This is a genomic window from Shinella zoogloeoides, from assembly GCF_003574625.1.
Taxonomy (GTDB): Bacteria; Pseudomonadota; Alphaproteobacteria; order Rhizobiales; family Rhizobiaceae; genus Shinella; species Shinella zoogloeoides_A.
In genome coordinates this window covers 283780-300546 of record NZ_QNUJ01000002.1, presented here as the reverse complement: position 1 = coordinate 300546, position 16767 = coordinate 283780, and the positions used below count along the sequence as shown (strand labels likewise).

General features: G+C 65.5%; 17 protein-coding genes. 9 read left to right on the top strand and 8 right to left on the bottom strand.

Annotated elements, in window-relative coordinates; translation table 11 throughout:
• Nucleotides 1-2 precede the first annotated feature (2 nt).
• From DSD28_RS04885 to DSD28_RS04875, 3 genes are all read right to left on the bottom strand, one after another.
• Entirely contained in the window at nucleotides 3-380 is a 378-nt protein-coding gene (locus DSD28_RS04885; protein ID WP_119255225.1) for a hypothetical protein, read from the bottom strand.
• A gap of 11 nt (nucleotides 381-391) precedes the next feature.
• Nucleotides 392-1297 (bottom strand): glutathione-dependent disulfide-bond oxidoreductase, encoded by a 906-nt coding sequence (gene yghU, locus DSD28_RS04880; protein ID WP_119255467.1) that lies wholly within the window; start codon nucleotides 1295-1297, stop codon nucleotides 392-394.
• A gap of 186 nt (nucleotides 1298-1483) precedes the next feature.
• Entirely contained in the window at nucleotides 1484-2935 is a 1452-nt protein-coding gene (locus DSD28_RS04875; protein ID WP_119255224.1) for an NCS1 family nucleobase:cation symporter-1, read from the bottom strand.
• 536 nt (nucleotides 2936-3471) lie between these two features.
• On the opposite strand from DSD28_RS04875, the gene DSD28_RS04870 reads away from it, so the two are divergent.
• Both DSD28_RS04870 and DSD28_RS04865 read left to right on the top strand, forming a co-directional pair.
• Nucleotides 3472-3819 (top strand): YidB family protein, encoded by a 348-nt coding sequence (locus DSD28_RS04870; protein ID WP_119255223.1) that lies wholly within the window; start codon nucleotides 3472-3474, stop codon nucleotides 3817-3819.
• A gap of 46 nt (nucleotides 3820-3865) precedes the next feature.
• Nucleotides 3866-4321, top strand: coding sequence for a hypothetical protein (locus DSD28_RS04865; RefSeq protein ID WP_119255222.1), 456 nt, complete (start codon nucleotides 3866-3868; stop codon nucleotides 4319-4321).
• Nucleotides 4322-4396: 75 nt separating this feature from the next.
• Here the strand turns inward: DSD28_RS04865 and DSD28_RS04860 are convergent, their stop codons facing one another.
• The 5 genes from DSD28_RS04860 to DSD28_RS04840 form a co-directional block, all read right to left on the bottom strand.
• Nucleotides 4397-4936: a GNAT family N-acetyltransferase gene (locus DSD28_RS04860; protein ID WP_119255221.1), complete on the bottom strand. Its 540-nt coding sequence runs from the start codon at nucleotides 4934-4936 to the stop codon at nucleotides 4397-4399.
• Between the two features lie 99 nt (nucleotides 4937-5035).
• Nucleotides 5036-6205, bottom strand: coding sequence for an FMNH2-dependent alkanesulfonate monooxygenase (ssuD, locus tag DSD28_RS04855; RefSeq protein WP_119255220.1), 1170 nt, complete (start codon nucleotides 6203-6205; stop codon nucleotides 5036-5038).
• Between the two features lie 97 nt (nucleotides 6206-6302).
• Complete coding sequence (locus DSD28_RS04850; RefSeq protein WP_119255219.1) at nucleotides 6303-7403, bottom strand: amino acid ABC transporter permease; 1101 nt, start codon at nucleotides 7401-7403, stop codon at nucleotides 6303-6305.
• Nucleotides 7400-8584 (bottom strand): amino acid ABC transporter permease, encoded by a 1185-nt coding sequence (locus DSD28_RS04845; protein ID WP_245424748.1) that lies wholly within the window; start codon nucleotides 8582-8584, stop codon nucleotides 7400-7402. Before DSD28_RS04845 ends, DSD28_RS04850 begins: the two co-directional genes overlap by 4 nt.
• A 113-nt stretch (nucleotides 8585-8697) precedes the next feature.
• A complete protein-coding gene (locus DSD28_RS04840) occupies nucleotides 8698-9660 on the bottom strand; it encodes an amino acid ABC transporter substrate-binding protein (RefSeq protein WP_245424762.1) in 963 nt (320 codons plus the stop codon).
• A 360-nt stretch (nucleotides 9661-10020) separates the two neighbouring features.
• Between DSD28_RS04840 and DSD28_RS04835 the strand changes: the two genes are divergently transcribed.
• The 7 genes from DSD28_RS04835 to DSD28_RS04805 all read left to right on the top strand — a co-directional run bounded on the left by DSD28_RS04835 (nucleotide 10021) and on the right by DSD28_RS04805 (nucleotide 16750).
• Nucleotides 10021-10746, top strand: a complete 726-nt coding sequence (locus DSD28_RS04835; protein ID WP_348627898.1) for an outer membrane beta-barrel protein — start codon at nucleotides 10021-10023, stop codon at nucleotides 10744-10746.
• Between the two features lie 203 nt (nucleotides 10747-10949).
• Nucleotides 10950-11984, top strand: coding sequence for an ABC transporter substrate-binding protein (locus DSD28_RS04830; RefSeq protein ID WP_119255216.1), 1035 nt, complete (start codon nucleotides 10950-10952; stop codon nucleotides 11982-11984).
• A gap of 5 nt (nucleotides 11985-11989) precedes the next feature.
• Entirely contained in the window at nucleotides 11990-12991 is a 1002-nt protein-coding gene (locus tag DSD28_RS04825; protein ID WP_119255465.1) for an ABC transporter permease, read from the top strand.
• A complete protein-coding gene (locus DSD28_RS04820; RefSeq protein ID WP_119255215.1) occupies nucleotides 12991-13779 on the top strand; it encodes an ABC transporter ATP-binding protein in 789 nt (262 codons plus the stop codon). The genes DSD28_RS04825 and DSD28_RS04820 overlap by 1 nt, the downstream gene beginning before the upstream one ends.
• Nucleotides 13769-14098 carry a hypothetical protein gene (locus tag DSD28_RS04815; protein ID WP_119255214.1) on the top strand — a complete coding sequence of 110 codons (330 nt, stop codon included), beginning with the start codon at nucleotides 13769-13771 and terminating at the stop codon, nucleotides 14096-14098. Before DSD28_RS04820 ends, DSD28_RS04815 begins: the two co-directional genes overlap by 11 nt.
• Nucleotides 14095-15456, top strand: coding sequence for an O-acetylhomoserine aminocarboxypropyltransferase/cysteine synthase family protein (locus DSD28_RS04810; protein ID WP_119255213.1), 1362 nt, complete (start codon nucleotides 14095-14097; stop codon nucleotides 15454-15456). Before DSD28_RS04815 ends, DSD28_RS04810 begins: the two co-directional genes overlap by 4 nt.
• A 253-nt stretch (nucleotides 15457-15709) precedes the next feature.
• Nucleotides 15710-16750 carry an isopenicillin N synthase family dioxygenase gene (locus DSD28_RS04805; RefSeq protein WP_119255212.1) on the top strand — a complete coding sequence of 347 codons (1041 nt, stop codon included), beginning with the start codon at nucleotides 15710-15712 and terminating at the stop codon, nucleotides 16748-16750.
• The last annotated feature ends 17 nt before the right edge of the window (nucleotides 16751-16767 follow it).

The following is a 16767-nucleotide window of genomic DNA, read 5'->3' as shown; positions in this document are numbered from 1 at the left end:
CGTCAGACCTCGAACACGTCCTCGAAGGATTCCGGGAAGCTCTGGCGGGCGACCCGCTCGTCGATCATCAGCATGGCCTCGTAGGAGAGCGGATCGAACTCCTTCTCCGCCGGCACGACCTCGCGGCCGAAGAGCAGGCTGAGGCGCGCGGCGTCGAGATTGCCCCGCTCGAAGGGCTCGTCGCCGAAATGATGCCAGAGGGCATGCAGGAACGCCGCGTCGATGCGGTGTTCCGCCGTGCCCGGCCGGGCGCGCCGGGGCAGCGCCTTGATGGGCGTCACGCCGCGCGGATTGGCGCGGCGGATGGTGAACTGCACGCCGGTCCCCGGCATGCCGGAAGGAAAGCCGCGGTGCTTGGTCATGTCGGGCAGGTTTGCCATGTCGATTCTTCCTACGCTCTGCCGCGCTTGTCCTCGGTCTGCGTGTCGAAGTCGGAGGCGTCGTGCCGCTCGTGCAGCTGTTCCGACGGGTCGCCGGTGAGGCGGTTGACCATGCGGCCGCGCTGCACCGCCGGGCGGGCGGCGATCTCCGCCGTCCAGCGCTGGACGTTCCTGTAGCTCTCGACTTCGAGGAACGTGCCGGCATTGCCGTACTGCTTGTTCTGCGCAAGGCTGCCGTACCAGGGCCAGATCGCCATGTCGGCGATAGTGTAGTCGGCGCCGGCCATGAAGCGGTTGTCGGCGAGATGGCGGTCCAGCACGTCGAGCTGGCGCTTGACCTCCATGGCATAGCGGTCGATCGCATATTTGATGCGGATCGGCGCATAGGCATAGAAATGGCCGAAGCCGCCGCCGAGGAAGGGGGCGGAGCCCATCTGCCAGAACAGCCAGTTGACCGCCTCGGTGCGGGCACGCAGGTCGGCCGGCAGGAAGGCGTCGAACTTCTCGGCGAGATAGAGCAGGATCGAGGCGGATTCGAAGACGCGCAGCGGCTTGCCCCCGTCCTTCGGCGCATGGTCCATCAGCGCCGGGATCTTCGAGTTCGGATTGACGTCGACGAAGCCGGAGCCGAACTGGTCGCCATCGCCGATGCGGATGGGCCAGGCGTCGTATTCGGCGCCCGCATGGCCGGCGGCCAGCAGCTCCTCCAGCATGATCGTCACCTTCACGCCGTTGGGCGTGGCGAGCGAATAGAGCTGCAGCGGATGCTTGCCGACGGGCAGCGCCTTGTCATGCGTCGGGCCGGCGACGGGGCGGTTGATATTGGCGAAAGTGCCGCCGTTTCCCTTGTCCCAGGTCCACACTTCGGCCGGCTCGTAGCCGGCGGGGAAATTGTCGTTCGGAGATTTCTCGGTCATGCAATCCATCCTTCTGGTCGGCGGAAGCATAGCCAGTTTCGCGGCGCAAAGTCACTATGGACGGGAAAGATACGCGGGCTCTATCCCCGGCGGCGGGCCGGGACGCGAAAGGGATCGGGAGCGTGACACCCCCGATCCGGAGGCGGGGACGGTGCGGCAGGCCGCCCGTCCCGCGGGGAAGTCCCGTCAGGCCGGCAGCGGCTTGCCGGCGCGTGCCGAGCGCAGGGCGTAATAGATCACGCCCGCGATGGCGACGCCGAAGAACCAGCCGTAGACGCCCCACCAGGACGGCATGATGGAGGTCAGGCCCGGCAGGATCGACGAGAAGACGATGCCGATGCCGGCGGCGATCAGCGCGTTGACGTGCCAGCCGTTCTCGAAGCGGAACTCGCCGTCCTCGCGGTAGAGCGCCTCGACATTCACCCGGCCTTTGCGGATGAGGTAGTAGTCGACCATCATCACGCCGAAGATCGGGCCCATCGTGTTGCCGACCATGTTGACGAAATGGGCGGCCCCGCCTTCCCAGGGCGCGAACGGATAGAGCACCAGCGCGATCAGCGCCGCGATATAGCCGCCCCGCTTGAAGTCGATATGCTTGGGGAAGACGTTGGCGAAGTCGAAGGCCGGCGAGACGAAGTTGGCGACGACGTTGATGCCGAGCGTCGCCACCGCGAAGGTGAGCGCGGCGAGCAGCGCCAGGAAGATGCTGTCGAACTTGGCCGAGATCTGGTCGGGATAGAGCAGCACCTCGCCATAGACGTTATAGGCTGCGATGGTGGTGACGCCGGCGACCAGCGAGAAGAGGATCAGGTTGACCGGCAGGCCCCAGAGATTGCCGACCGTCAGCGAGCGTTCGCTCGGGCAATAGCGCGAGAAATCGCAGAAGTTGAGGTAGAGCGCCGAGAAATAGGTCACCCAGATCGCGGCGACCGCCGTCAGCGCGGCGAAGGATCCCGGCGTGCCCGGCACGCCCGCATCCTTGGTCTTCTCGAGCAGCACGTCCATCGGGATCGTGTGGTTGAAGGAGAAGCCGCCGGATTTGACGACGAGATAGACGGCGAGCAGCAGCATCATGATCCAGACGGCCGGGCCGGCCCAGTCCTGGAACTTGCGCACCGTTTCCATGCCGTTCTGGATGATGAGGAGCTGCAGGCCCCAGACGATGACGTAGCAGATCAGCTCCAGCGTCGAATGGCCGAGCATGTGGCTCGACTGGTGGAACTGCAGGATGCTCTCGTTGCGGATGAGCAGTGCGACGATGGCGCCCGAGGCCGCCGCGGTCTGCGCGCCGTACCAGAAGCAGGCGACGATGGCGCGCACCAGCGCCGGGAAATTCGCGCCCCAGATGCCGAAGGAGGCACGGGCGAGAACCGGGAAGGGCACGCCCGTGCGCACGCCGGCAAGACCGACCATGTGCATGAGCACGAAGATGACCAGCGAGCCGATGCCGATCGCGAGCAGGAAGTTGATGAAGCTGCCGCAGAAGAGAAAGAGGCTGGCGGCAAGATAGTAGCCCCAGAGGCTGTGCACGTCCGATGTCCAGACGTTGAAGATCGAGAAGGCGCCCCAGTTGCGCTTTTCGGCGGGCGCGAGGTCCTCGTTGTACAATTGCGGAGATGCACCGGGTGGTATCGTCATTGTTGTCCCCTCTTGACGTAATGAACCCTGTGCCTATGGAAAGTGATCCTACAGCCATGCATGTGTCAATGCCGAACCGAACCGTTCGGTACTGCGGCCTTGTCCGGGTGCCTTGCGAAGATAATCCCGCAAGGGCGATAATGCAGAAATGTCAAATGCTTGGCGGCGCATTGCTCGCTTTCCCGCATGGTGTCTTCACGGAAAGCGCACAAGACTTTCAACCTTCGGTTCAAGATGAGACGGCGAAATGCCCCGTCGTTTCATGGCGCATTGCCTTCTGGTGCGCCCGAGTCGGTCCCTTGTCGCGGGGCTTTACCGTAGAGGAGATCGACGCTGCCGGGATGCTGCCATGAACTCTCCATAAATTTGTCCGAATTTTCGCCGCATGGTTGTTTGGAGGGACGATGCGGGCGGACGGGAAAATTCCGGCGCCCGCGCGTGACGGGCAGGTCTCGCCTGCCGTATTTGCGCGTTTGCGGACGGGTTTTGCCGGTGCTAGGAATAGCTGTCCGCAGCAATGGAAGGAGACATCCGCAATGGGATTGTTCGATGGGCTGGGATCGGTGCTGACCGATGTATTGCAGGGCAAGGACGTGAATCTCGGGGCGGTCGCCACGCAGATGTTCGAGAACGCGGGCGGTCTCGACGGGGTTCTCGCGCAGCTGCATTCGGCGGGCCTCAGCGAACAGGTCACATCCTGGGTCGGGACCGGTGAGAATCTTCCGGTTTCTGCCGAGCAGATCCAGCAAGCCCTCTCTTCAACGCAACTTCAGAACCTGGCCAAGACATTCGGGGTCGATCTGAGCGAGGTGCCGACGCTTCTCGCGCAATATCTCCCCAAGGCGGTCGATGCCGCCACGCCGAATGGAACGCTGCCCTCCTGAGCCGGGCGGCCTTCGCAGACATCACGATTCAATCGAGGCTAAATCCATGTTCGAACGTGTCACGCTTATGGCTGCGGGAGCACTCCTGGCTTCCATGGCTTTCGTCAGCCCTGCTTCCGCTCTCACGATGAAGGAATGCAGCACCAAGTATCAGGCCGCCAAGGCCGACGGCTCCGCCAAGGACGTCAAGTGGAACGATTTCCGCGCGAAGTTCTGCGGCGCGGACGCCGCCAAGGAAGACGACGCCGATAACAAGGCCGTTGCGGCGACGACCGAGAAGGAACCGGCCAAGGCGAAGGTGAAGGCGCCGAAGGGCGTCAGCTTCCCGAAGGCCGTCGACAAGAAATATGCCGGTGAGACCCCGGCGAAGGGTCGTCTGAAGACCTGCGTGGACTCCTATCACGTCAACAAGGATGCCGGCACGCTCAACGACCTGAAATGGATCCAGAAGGGCGGCGGCTACTGGAGCCTTTGCAGCGCGGCCCTGAAGGCCGGCGGCTGATCGGAATCAAGGTATCGTATCGCATGACGAAGGCCCGCCCTCCCGGCGGGCCTTTATCGTTCGGGGCGTCGAGGCTCAAGCCGCATTCGGCCCTTCGAGGCGACGGAGGACCGCGATTTCGCTATCCTGGTACAGGGTGCGCGCGAATTCCGCAAAGCCGTGCCTATGGGCAAGCCGCATCGAGGGCGCGTTCTCGGGGGCGATGATGCAGGTGACGGGTTTGCCGCGATGGGCCGCGTCGGCCCAGGCGAGCATGGCGTCCAGCGCCTCGCTGGCATAGCCGCGTCCGTGCCAGGCGGGCATCAGGCCCCAGCCGGCCTCCATCGTGCCCGCGATGCTGGGGTCCATGGCGCGGTGCATCTCATGGAAGCCGCCTTCGCCGATCAGCGCGCTCGTTGCCCGCTCCGTGATCGCCCAGAAGCCGAAGCCCATGACGCTCCACATGCCGATCTGCCGGAGAAGGCGGATCCAGCATTGCTCGCGTGTTTGCGGAACGCCGCCGATATAGCGCACGACCTCGGGCATCGCCCACATGGCGGCCATGGCGTCGAGATCGTCGGGTCGGAAGCCGCGCAGCAGCAGGCGTTCTGTTTCTACTACCGGAATGGTCGTCATTGTCCTGGAGCCGGGCGGGAGGGCGGTCGAGCGAAGGGTGAGGACCGCCTTATATCGCCCGGCCGGGCGCGCGCCAAGACTGGCGCCTTGCCTCATCGTTCAGGAGGCCGATGTCAGCCTGACATTGCCGGCATGTCCGCCGCCGCCGAAGACCTGCCGGTCGCCGAAGGAGGCGCGGAGCTGGCCGCGGGGGCCGGGCAGGCCGAGCTCGGGGAAGAGCAGCTCGGAGACGCGGTAGGCCTCCTCGAGATGCGGGTAGCCGGAGGCGATGACCGTGTCGATGCCGAGCGCCTGGTATTCGCGCAGCCGCGCGGCCACTGTCTTCGGCGAGCCGACGAGGGCGGTGCCGGCGCCCGAGCGCACGAGGCCGATGCCGGCCCACAGGTTCGGCGAGACCTCCAGCCTGTCGCGCTGGCCGTTGTGCAGCGCCACCATGCGCGCCTGGCCGACGGAATCGGAGTTCTTCGTCAGCGTCTCCTGCGCGGCGGCGATGGCGTCGTCGGAAAGCTTGGAGATCAGTCGGTCGGCGGCCTCCCACGCCTCCTCGTCCGTCTCGCGGACGATGAAATGCAGGCGGATGCCGAAGGAGGCTTCCCGGCCTTTCGCGGCGGCGGCCTTGCGGGCATGGGCGATCTTCCCGGCCACCTGCGCCGGCGGTTCGCCCCAGGTGAGATATTTGTCGACAAGGCCGCCGGCAAAATCGATCGCCGCATCGGAGGAGCCGCCGAAATAGATCGGCGGGCGCGGCTGCTGCACCGGCGGCAGACCGAGCTTCGCATCGATCGCCTTGATGTACTTGCCGTCGAGCGTGGAACGGCCCGTCTCGATCAGCTCGTTGAAGACCTGGAAGAATTCGGCGGCATGGTCGTAGCGCTCGTCATGCGGCAGGAAGATGCCGTCGCCGGCCAGTTCCTGCGCGCTGCCGCCCACCACGATGTTGAGAAGGAGACGGCCGTTCGACATGCGGTCGAGCGTTGCGGCAAGGCGGGCGTAATAGGCCGGCGTCGCGGTGCCGGGGCGGATCGCCACAAGGAACTTCAGCCTCTCGGTGCGGGCAGCAAGATCGGCGGCGAGGACGAAGGATTCCTCGCACGCTGCCCCAACGGGAATGAGCACGCCGGAATAGCCGAGCCGGTCGGCGGCAACGGCGATCTCGCGCAGATAGCCCGGATCAGGCGAACGGGCGAGCTCGTCGGAACCGAGATAGGCGCCATCGCCGGAACTGGGGATGAACCAGAGGAAATCGAGGGGCTGGTCGGACTTGCTCATGCGCTGTCTTCCGGGTTGGGGAATGAGAATGCCGGTACGATAATAAATTCTATAGTTTGAGTAAGGAATTATATTCTCTTGTAGCGCCCCGGCGGGATTATTCCTTGCGCAGGGCGGGCGATGGGCCGCCTGCGGGCGGGGAGGCGGAGCCTTCCTTGCCGCCCGCAAGGCGCCGCTCCAGCCAGCGGCTGTAGCGCGAGGCGCCGAAGCAGATCACGAAATAGATGACGGCCACGACGATATAGGCCTCGTTGTAGAAGCCGAGCCATTGCGGATCGGCGGCCGAGGCGCGGGCGGCGTTGAGAAGGTCGAAGATGCCGATGACGGCGAGCAGAGAGGTCGCGAGCAGGAAGCCGATGGCGAGGTTCACCATGCCGGGGATGACGATGCGCAGCGCCTGCGGCAGGATCACCAGGCGCTGGGTGCGCCAGTAGCCGAGGCCGAGCGCCGTCGCCGCTTCGGTCTGGCCGTTGGGGATGGCCTGGAGCCCGGCACGGATGACCTCGGCGATATAGGCGGCCCAGAACAGCGTGACCATGAGGATGGCACGAAGCATCTTGTCGAAGGAAAGGCCGTCCGGCAGCGCCATCGGCAGGATCAGCATGGCGACATAGAGGATGGCGACCATGGGCGTGCCGCGCATCAACTCGATATAGAGGACGGAAAAGGTACGCAGGCCCCCGAGCGTCGAGCGGCGGGCGAGCGCCAGAAGCACGGCGATGGGCGTCGCCGCGGCGAAGCATACCGCCCAGACGAAGAGCGTCACCGGCAGGCCGCCCCACTGGTTGGACGGAATGGGCGTTGCGGTGAAGGCGCCCTGCATCAGCAGCCAGCAGGCAAGGATGGTCAGCGGCCAGGCGACGAGAAGCGGCCGCCCCCAGAAGCGCGGCAGCGCGCTTGCCGAAAGGATCGCGCCGAGGAGCACGATGACCAGCGACGGCCGCCATTGCAGCTCCGGCGGATAGAAGGCGAAGAGGATGAAGCGCAGCTTCGCCGTGACGAAGGCCCAGCAGGCGCCCTCGCGGCTGCAGGCCTCCGCATTGCCGGAAAAGGTGGCGTCGAGCACCGCCCAGCGCAGGAACGGCGGCACGACCTGCGAGAGGACGAGAAGCGTCGCAAGGGTGATGAGCGTGTTGGTGCGCGTTCCGAAAAGGCCGGTGCGCAGCGCCGGCAGCAGGCGGGAGGCGGTGGCGGTCATCGTCTCGTTCCCCTCAGCGCGACGCGGCTGTTATAGAGGTTCATCAGCGCCGAGAGGGCGAGATTGATGGTGAGGAAGGCGCCTATCAGGATGATCAGCGCCTCGAGGGATTGGCCCGTCGTGTTTGCCGTCGTGTTGACGATGCTGACGAGGTCGGGAAAGCCGATGGCGACCGCAAGGCTGGAATCCTTGGTGAGGTCGAGATAGCTCGATGTCGTCAGGGGCGTGATGACGCGCAGCGCCTGCGGCAGCACGACGAGGCGGATGATCTGGCCATCATGCAGCCCGAGCGCCCGCGCCGCCTCCCACTGGCCGGTGCCGACCGACTGGATGCCCGCCCGCACGATCTCCGCGATCAGCGCCGCGAATTTCACGACGAGGCCGGTGAGCAGCGCGGCGAATTCCGGCGAGAGATTGAGCCCGCCGCGAATGTTGAAGCCGGAAAGCACCGGCATCTCGGCTTCCGGCCGGGCGCCGGAAAGAAGGAGGAAGGCGAGGGGCGCCGCGATGGCGAGCGCGAGCGCGACCGCTCCGGTCCGGCGCGTGAGGCGGCGCGTGGCGCGCAGGAGGAGAAGGAGCGCGACGGCGGCAAGACCCGTGATGCCGAGCGCCGCGGCCAGTCCGAACGGCCCGCCCTCCAGAGAGATCGCGGGAATATAGACACCGCGATTGGTGAGGAAGACGGAGCCGAAGAGGGCGGCTGCCTGGCGCGGCGCCGGCAGCGCCTTGGCAAGCGCCATCCAGAAGAAGAGCTGCAGCAGGAGCGGCGTGTTGCGGGTGATCTCGATGAACCAGCGCACGAGGCCGGAAAGCAGCAGGTTGCGCGAAAGCCCCGCGACGCCGACGGCGACACCGAGGATGGTCGCAAGGACGCAGCCGAGCAGCGAGACCTTCAGCGTGTTGACGAGGCCCGCCAGGATCGCCCGCAGATAGGTATCGCCGGCGCGGAAGGCGATGGGGCTTTCGCCGATCTCGAAATTGGCGGAGCTGGAAAGGAAGCCGAAGCCCGGCAGGATGCCGATGCGCGCCATCGTTTCCAGCACATTGCCGACGAAGAGCGTGCCGAGCGCGGCGACCGCGAGGAGGAAGGCGAGCTGGCCGAGCGGCCAGCCGCCCCACCAGGCGCGGATCTTCCCGAGGATGCCGGGCCGCGGCGGGCCCGGCAGGACGGTGCGGAACAAGCGTGGGTCAGGGATCGGCGCATTCCCGCTCTTCCTCGAAGCACGAAAATGCTCCCTCTCCCCGTTCTTACGCAATTCCAGGCGCAACACCGCTGTTCTCTTTGCCGGATCGCTCAGCGGAACGGCGGCGAATAGAGCAGGCCGCCATTGGTCCACAGGCTGTTGTAGCCGCGCTCCCAGCCGAGCGGCTTGAGGTTGCGCTCGAAGATCTCGCCGTAGTTCCCGACCGTCTTGACGATGTTGTAGGCCCATTTCGGATCGAGCCCGATCTCGTTGGCAAAGGACGGATCGACGCCGAGGAAGCGCTGGATGGCCGGGTCTTCCGACTTCAGGAATTCATCGACATTGGCCGAGGTGATGCCCCATTCCTCGGCCTGGATCGTCGCGTTCACCGTCCAGTTGACGAGTTCCAGCCAGCGGTCGTCGCCACCGGCGATCGCCGGCGCCAGCGGCTCCTTGGAAAGGCGCTCGGGCAGCAGCACGTAATCGTCCGGCTTCTTGAGCTGGGTGCGTTTGCCGACGAGGTCGGAGGAGTCCTGCGTGATCGCGTCGACGCGGCCGGATTCGAGCGCGTCGATGAACTGCCCGGTATCCTCGATGGTGACCGGCGTGAAGGACTTGCCCGTCTTGCGGAAGAAGTCGGCGACGTTCAATTCGCCCGTCGTGCCGCTCTGCGCGCCGATGGTCGCGCCGTCGAGATCGGCAGCCTTCGTCACGCCGAGGTCCTTGCGAACGAGAATGCCCTGGCCGTCATAAAAGACCGCCGGGCCGAAGTGGAAGCCGAGCTTGAAGGCGCGGGTGGTCGTCACCGTCACGCCGGAAAGCAGGATGTCGAATTCGCCGCTCTGGAGGGCGGGAAGGCGCTGCTGCGGCGAGGAATTGGTGAATTCCACCTTGTCCGGATCGCCGAAGACGGCAATGGAAAGGGCACGGCCGAAATCGACGAAGAAGCCCTGCCACTTGCCGTTGCCGTCGGGGGCGAAGAAGCCGGGCGTCGTGCCGACACCGACCTTGATCGTGCCGCGCTGGTTGATCTTGTCCAGCGTCGGGCCGGCATGGGCAAGTCCCGAAAGCATGGTGGTGGCGAGGAAAGCCGCGGCCGCTGCCGCCTGGATCGCCCGCCGGAAGGTCTTCTGCACTGTCATGTCGAAATGTCCCCATTTTCAAAACAACCGAGCTTCCGCCACGCGAAGCCTCGTCGGATGCGGAAGGTATTTTTATATTATCTATAAAATTACTGTATTTAAGGAATGCCCATTCCAAATTGGAATGCCGGGGTGGAAATTGCTTCTCCGGAAAGCAGGCCGGGCGGCCGGTTTTTGACCAAGACGGAAGAATGGCGCCGGCAGAAGGTCCTTGCGAATTTCATCAACGCCGCGGGGGATTAGCGGTTTGCTAACCATGATTTGCCAAGCTGTCCCGCCTTCACCCTCCTGATGATGCCCATGCGCCCGCGATACCTGCTTCTGGCTGCCGCCGTTTCCGCGGCTTTCCCTATGACGGCGCTGGCCGGAGAGGATGATTTCTTCGTCGGGCTGGATGTGCTCGGCGGCTTTGCCTTCGGCTCCTCCAGCACCACCAACGGCGGGGCCGGCTTCGGCACCGTGGACGAGGTGCGGTTCGGCGGTGCGATAGGCGGCGGCGCCCATATCGGCTATCGGCTCGATCCGGACCTCTCGGTCTCCCTCGGCTATCAGCATATTCGCAGCAATATCAGATGGAGCGCGGATTTCCTGGTGAACCCGCCCTTCTCGGCCGGTACCTCGGATTTCAAAGGCATGGCGAGCAGCGACGTGATCCTGGGCAGCGTCGCATATGACGTGCCCCTCTCCGAGGCCACCACGCTCAGGGGCACGGCCGGGCTGGGACTGACGTTCAACACCCTCTCCGGCGTGACGGAGACGGACAGGGGGACGGGGAGTTTCGTGTCCGATGTCGCGGGCCACACGAAGATCGGCCCCGTCGCGCAGGTCGGCGCCGGTGTCCGGCACAGGATCGCACCTAATGCCGTCCTGGGTCTCGATGCCCTGGTTTCCTATGCGGGCGGGTTCGAGACCGGCAATACCCGTTTCGGTAATTTGGGTACCACACCCATCAATCCCTATGAGATCGATCGTGTGCTGCGGGTGAATCTCGGCGCTTCCATCCGCTTCGCGTTCTGAGGGGCGGGCGCCTTCCGCTTTCCCTGAAGGGCTGTCGCAGCCCCTCGTTTGCCCCGCCAGCTGCCGCCGCCGCATGCCAAATCCATCGCGCCGGCCCTCGATGAAAGAATATTTCCCTTTCCGCCGCCACAATAATCTATAAAATCTATAAACAAAATTTGTTATCGCTAGGCTGGTCCCATCGTCATTCGAGGGGACATCCGATGAGCCAGCAGTCCGAAACCATCCTTTCCAAGGGGCTGTCGCGCCGCGGCCTGATCAAGGCCGCCGGCGTCACGGCCGTTGCCGCCACCGCCGGCGTGATCGGCGCGCGCTCGACGCGCTATGCCATTGCTGGCAACCTCATTCCGATCAAGCTGGAATGGACGGAGGTCGCCGCCTGCCATTCTCCCGTTGGTTTCGGCCTTGCCAAGGGCATCTATGCCAGGCACGGCCTCGATGTGGAATTGTTCTACCAGGGTTCGAGCGGCCAGACGCTCATCCAGGCGCTCGCCACCCGCAAGGCCGAGGCCGGCCCCGGCCTTCTCTACGACTGGCTGAAGCCGATCGAGCAGGGCTTCGACGTGCGGCTCTTCGCCGGCTCGCATGGCGGCTGCCAGAGCATCCTCGTCAAGCCGGACTCCGATATCAAAACGCTGACCGACCTCAAGGGCAAGACCATCGGCACCTTCGACGTCATGTCGCCCTCGCGCGTCGCCTTCTCGGTCGCGCTCGCCAAGGCCGGGCTCAACCCGGAAACCGACGTCACCTGGAAGGTCTTCCCCTTCGATCTCGTCGCCGAGGGCGTGCTGAGGGGCGAGGCGGATGCCGTCGCGCATATGGATCCCTGGGCCTATTCCTACGAGAAGCAGCACGGCTTCCGCCGCGTCGCGGACACGCAGACCGGCACCTTCAAGGATCGCGTCTGCTGCGTGCTCGGCGTCAACGGCGACTATTACGAGGCCAACAAGGACGCCATCAAGCGCGTCGCGGCGGCCAATCTCGAAATCCACCAGTACACGGCCAGGCACCCCGACGAAGTGGCCAAATGGTACTTCGACACGCTGAAGCCGGGCCTCTCTCTGGAGGACCTGACGGAAGTCCTCGCCGCCTTCACCTATCACGACCACTGGTTCGGCAAGGACCTCCTGAAGGAGGTGCAGATCGGCTACGAGGACCTGAAACTGACGGGTGTCATCGACGCCTCGACCGACCCTGCGGAAATCGCCGGCCGCGTCACCATCGACATCTTCGCGTGATCCCGATGAGCGCGGCGATAGAGGAAACATTCGGCGGGGCAGGGCGGCGGGCCTTCGCCCTGCCTTCCGGCGGGATCTGGCGAAACGGCCTTTACGCGGCCGGCACGTGGCTTCTCGCCTCGGCCGTCACCTATGGCCTGCCGGATGTCATCACCTGGGGTGCGACGGCACTTTTCGCCGCGGTCACCCTTGCCGGCGCGGGGCTCTTTCTCGCGCTGTCGCTCACCGTGCACAGGCTCGGCCGCTTCGGCCGCACGCTGGTGCATTACGGGCCGTGGTTCATCGTCCTCGGCCTCTGGCTTGCGGGCTGGGAGGTGCTGACGGCCAAGCTCGGCTGGCTGCCGAAGCCGTTCTTCTCGCCGCCGCAGGGCCTGCTGCATGTCTATGTGACGGACTGGGAGCGCCTGCTCGTCTGCGTCGCCTATACCGGGCGGCTCTGGGGGCTCGGCTTCTTCTCGGGCATCCTCGCCGGCTTTGCCGGGGGCGTGGCGCTCGGCTGGTCGAAGCGCTTCGCCTATTGGGGCATGCCGCTCCTGAAACTCATCGGCCCGGTGCCGGCGAGCGCCTGGATCCCCTGCACCTTCTTCCTTTTCCCGACGACGTTCCACGCCTCGATCTTCCTCGTGGCGCTTGCCTCGGGCATTCCCGTCGCGATCCTCACGGCGGCCGGCGTCGCGCAGGTCAATCGCGCCTATTACGACGTCGCCCGCACCCTCGGCGCGGACAACCGCTTCCTCATCTTCAAGGTGGCGATCCCCGCCGCGCTGCCGAACGTCTTCGTCGGCGTCTTCATGGGGCTCTACTATTCCTTCGCCGTGCTGGTCGTCGCCGAGATGCTCGGGGCGAAGTTCGGCCTCGGCTGGTACCTCCAGTTCAACACGGCCTATTCGGCCTATGCCAATGTCTATGCCGCGCTGATCGTCATGGCGCTGATCTGCGCCGGCCTCGTGCGCCTGCTCTTCGTCCTGCGCGACCAGCTCCTCGGCTGGCAGAAGGGAATCCTTTGATGTCGCTCGCTCTTGCCGATCCCACGCCCGCAAGCAGCATCGCGCTCGATATCGAGGGCGTGACCCATCGCTACGACCTCGACGGCAGGGCCCTTGCGGTCCTCGACGATGTCAGCCTTTCCCTCGCGCCGGGCGAATTCGTCGCCCTTCTCGGCCCCTCCGGCTGCGGCAAGTCCACGCTGCTGCGCCTTGCCGCCGGGCTGGAGACGCCGACGACGGGCAGGGTACTGGAAGACGGCCGGCCGATCGCCGCGCCTAACCCGGACCGCATCCTCGTCTTCCAGGACGCCACGCTGTTTCCCTGGCGCACCGTGCGCGCCAACATCGCGACTGGCCTGGAGGCGCGCGGCCTCATCCGCGAGCAGGAATACCGCATCGACGAGGTGCTGAAGCTGGTGAAGCTGGAAGGCTTTGCCGATTTCTACCCGCATCAGCTTTCCGGCGGCATGGCGCAGCGCGCCGCGCTTGCTCGGGCACTGGTCAACGATCCGAAGCTGCTGCTGCTCGACGAGCCCTTCGGCAAGCTCGATTCGCTGACGCGGCTGAGGATGCAGAACGAGCTTCTCGATCTCTGGAAGAGCGCCGGCTTCACCGCGCTCCTCGTCACGCACGACGTCGAGGAGGCGCTGCTTCTGGCCGACCGGGTGATCGTTCTCTCCGACCGGCCCGCCGCCATCGTCGCGGAGGTGCGCGTCGGCCAGCCGCATCCGCGCCGCCGGGACGATCCGGACCTCGTCGCGCTTCGCCGGTCATTGCTGGAAAAGCTGGGGATCTCCCATGACGTCTAGCACGCGCCTTTCCCACCATGCCGTCGCGCTCGCCGGCGGCGTCCTCGCGCTCCTTTCCGTCGGCTGGTGGTGGCTGATCTTCGGCAAGGTGGTCGGGAACGACTACCTCACTGTCCGGCAGGCCGTCACCTGCCTTGCGGGCACAAGCGACCTCTGCACGCTCGCCCAGGCGCTCTGCACCGAGGATCACCTCTACGGCATCCGGTGGTACGCGCCGGAAGCCTTCTGGGCCGCAGCGGCCATTCTCGTCGCGGGCGCCCTTCTGTCCGTCCATCCCTCGCGCGCCCGAGGGCGCCTCACCAAAGGAGAAGTGTCATGACGATCCATCAATCCCCCGAGGTCGCCGAACAGGATATCGTCGAGGTCCCGGCCGGAACCGCGACCTTCAAGAGCCGGCATCCCGAAACCATAGCGCTGCACGGCGGCAGCTTCCGCTTCGATCCGGCAAGCGGCGCGGTGGCCGTGCCGATCTACCAGACGAGTTCCTTCCAGCTTCCCGGCACGGACGGCGCCGACAAGCTTTTCGCGCTGGAAGCGCCCGGCCATCTCTATACCCGCGTCTCCAACCCGACGCAGGATGCCTTCGAGCAGCGCCTTGCCGAGCTTGAGGGCGGGGCGGCGGCGCTGGCGGTCTCTTCTGGCCAGGCCGCCTCGGCCTTCGCGATCCTCAATCTGGCGCGGGCCGGCGACAATATAGTCAGCGCGGCGGGCCTCTATGGCGGCACCTGGGCGCTCTTCGCCGCGACGCTGAAGAGCTTCGGCATCGAGACGCGCTTCGTCGATGCGGCGGATCTGGAAGCCTTCGAGAAGGCGACCGACGCGCGCACCCGCGCCTACTATGCCGAATCCCTGCCGAACCCGAAGCTGGAGGTCTTCCCGATCGCCGAAGTCGCGGCCATCGGTCGTCGCCACGGCATTCCGCTGATTATCGACAACACGGCCGCACCCCTCATCATCCGGCCGCTGGAGCATGGCGCGGCGGTCGTCGTCTACTCGACCACCAAATATATCGGCGGCCACGGCACCTCCATCGGCGGCGCCATCGTCGACGGCGGCAACTTCCCCTGGGCGGACCATGCCGCGCGGCAGCCGAACCTCAACGAGCCGGATGCGAGCTACCAGGGCAGGACGTGGATCGAGAAGGCGGCAGCCATCGCCTTTCACCCCTATATCCTGCGCGCCCGCGCCGTGCTGCTGCGCGATCTCGGCGCGGCGATCAGCCCGCAGAACGCCTTCCAGTTCATCCAGGGGCTCGAAACGCTGCCGCTGCGCCTTCGCCAGCACAACGAGAACGCGGTCAAAGTGGCCGAATACCTGAAGGCCCACCCGAAGGTGGAGCGGGTGATCTTCCCGAAGTTCCAGGAGGGCGCCGCCAGGGCGCGGGCGGAGACATACTTCAAGGCCGGGCATTTCGGCGCGCTGGTCGGTTTCGAGCTGAAGGGCGGGCGGGAGGCGGGGCGCGGCTTCATCGACAATCTCCAGCTCTTCTACCACCTCGCCAATATCGGCGATGCGCGGTCGCTGGCGATCCATCCATCAACCACGACCCATTCGCAGCTCTCGCTGGAAGACCAGCTCGCGACGGGCGTGACGCCCGGCTATGTGCGGCTTTCCATCGGCCTCGAACATCCCGAAGACCTGATCGCCGATCTTGAAAGAGCCATAGCGCTGGCCTGAGGCCGGCCGCCTGATCGGCGTGCGACCCCGGCGCTCCCTCCTCGCGCCGGGGTTTCCTCCGGCCGGTTCTTCAGAAAGAAACATCATTCCTCCTTGAAGTGTATAAAAATGATAGATTTTCTGTATTCGGCCCGAATGGCCGCTACTCTCTCCCGCAGTTCCAGGCGTGGCCGCGCGAACGAGCCGATTCAACCGGCTGCAACGGCGCGGTAATGACGCAAGGTCCAACCATTTTCTCGGGGAGAGAGCCGACATGACCATCCACACCAAGCCCGTCCACCTGCCGACGATCGATTTTTCCCGCTTCTACGGCAGCGCGGACGAGCGCGCGGCTTTCATCAAGGAGCTGACGCGCGTCCTGCACGACCACGGCTTCTTCTATCTCACCGGCCATGGCGTGCCGCAGAGCCTGATCGACGACGTGCTCGCCGCGTCCAAGCGCTTCTTCGCGCTGCCGGAAGCCGACAAGCTGTCGATCGAGATGGTCAGGTCGCCGCATTTCCGCGGCTATAACCGCGCCGGCTACGAGCGCACCCGCGGCGAGCAGGACTGGCGTGAACAGCTCGACGTCAACACCGAGGGCGAGCCGGTGGCGGACAGCGCCGAGGCGCCTTGGAACCGCCTCTACGGCCCGAACCAGTGGCCGGAGGCTCTGCCGGAGCTGAAGCCGTTGCTTCTGCGCTATCAGACGGAAGTCACCCGCATCGGCATCGACGTGCTGAAGGCCGTCGCGCTTTCCCTCGGTCAGCCGGAAAACGCCTTTGCCGACATTTATGAGCCGTCCCCGTCGCAGCTTCTGAAGATCATCCGCTATCCGGGCCGCGAGGCGGCGGGCAGCGACCAGGGCGTCGGCGCGCACAAGGACGGCGGCTTCGTCACCGTGCTTCTTCAGGATACGACGCCGGGCCTGCGCATCCGCACGGAGGATGGCGTCTGGATCGATGCGCCGCCGGTGCCGGGCACCTTCGTCATCAACAGCGGCGAACTCCTTGAGCTGGCGACGAACGGCTTCGTGCGCGCCGACGTGCACGACGTCGTCACCCCGCCGGCCGGTACGGAACGCTTCTCGGTCGCCTTCTTCCTCGGCGCCCGCTACGACGCGACCATTCCAGTCATTCCGTTGCCGGAGGAGCTGAAGCGCGGCGAGCGCGGCGTCACCATCGACCCGCTCAACCCGATCTTCCGGGAGGTCGGCATCAACCACCTGAAGAGCCGCCTGCGCTCGCATCCCGACGTCGCGGCGAAGCACCATCCCGACCTGCTTCACCTTCTCGAAAAACCGGCCAGGGCCTGATCCCGCCCGCGTGAAAG

What these genes read in the sequence shown, in the direction of transcription:
- DSD28_RS04885 (WP_119255225.1), bottom strand. Translation starts at nt 380, where the DNA reads ATGGCAAACCTGCCCGACATGACCAAGCACCGCGGCTTTCCTTCCGGC.
- yghU (WP_119255467.1), bottom strand. Translation starts at nt 1,297, where the DNA reads ATGACCGAGAAATCTCCGAACGACAATTTCCCCGCCGGCTACGAGCCG.
- DSD28_RS04875 (WP_119255224.1), bottom strand. Translation starts at nt 2,935, where the DNA reads ATGACGATACCACCCGGTGCATCTCCGCAATTGTACAACGAGGACCTC.
- DSD28_RS04870 (WP_119255223.1), top strand. Translation starts at nt 3,472, where the DNA reads ATGGGATTGTTCGATGGGCTGGGATCGGTGCTGACCGATGTATTGCAG.
- DSD28_RS04865 (WP_119255222.1), top strand. Translation starts at nt 3,866, where the DNA reads ATGTTCGAACGTGTCACGCTTATGGCTGCGGGAGCACTCCTGGCTTCC.
- DSD28_RS04860 (WP_119255221.1), bottom strand. Translation starts at nt 4,936, where the DNA reads ATGACGACCATTCCGGTAGTAGAAACAGAACGCCTGCTGCTGCGCGGC.
- ssuD (WP_119255220.1), bottom strand. Translation starts at nt 6,205, where the DNA reads ATGAGCAAGTCCGACCAGCCCCTCGATTTCCTCTGGTTCATCCCCAGT.
- DSD28_RS04850 (WP_119255219.1), bottom strand. Translation starts at nt 7,403, where the DNA reads ATGACCGCCACCGCCTCCCGCCTGCTGCCGGCGCTGCGCACCGGCCTT.
- DSD28_RS04840 (WP_245424762.1), bottom strand. Translation starts at nt 9,660, where the DNA reads ATGCTTTCGGGACTTGCCCATGCCGGCCCGACGCTGGACAAGATCAAC.
- DSD28_RS04835 (WP_348627898.1), top strand. Translation starts at nt 10,021, where the DNA reads ATGATGCCCATGCGCCCGCGATACCTGCTTCTGGCTGCCGCCGTTTCC.
- DSD28_RS04830 (WP_119255216.1), top strand. Translation starts at nt 10,950, where the DNA reads ATGAGCCAGCAGTCCGAAACCATCCTTTCCAAGGGGCTGTCGCGCCGC.
- DSD28_RS04825 (WP_119255465.1), top strand. Translation starts at nt 11,990, where the DNA reads ATGAGCGCGGCGATAGAGGAAACATTCGGCGGGGCAGGGCGGCGGGCC.
- DSD28_RS04820 (WP_119255215.1), top strand. Translation starts at nt 12,991, where the DNA reads ATGTCGCTCGCTCTTGCCGATCCCACGCCCGCAAGCAGCATCGCGCTC.
- DSD28_RS04815 (WP_119255214.1), top strand. Translation starts at nt 13,769, where the DNA reads ATGACGTCTAGCACGCGCCTTTCCCACCATGCCGTCGCGCTCGCCGGC.
- DSD28_RS04810 (WP_119255213.1), top strand. Translation starts at nt 14,095, where the DNA reads ATGACGATCCATCAATCCCCCGAGGTCGCCGAACAGGATATCGTCGAG.
- DSD28_RS04805 (WP_119255212.1), top strand. Translation starts at nt 15,710, where the DNA reads ATGACCATCCACACCAAGCCCGTCCACCTGCCGACGATCGATTTTTCC.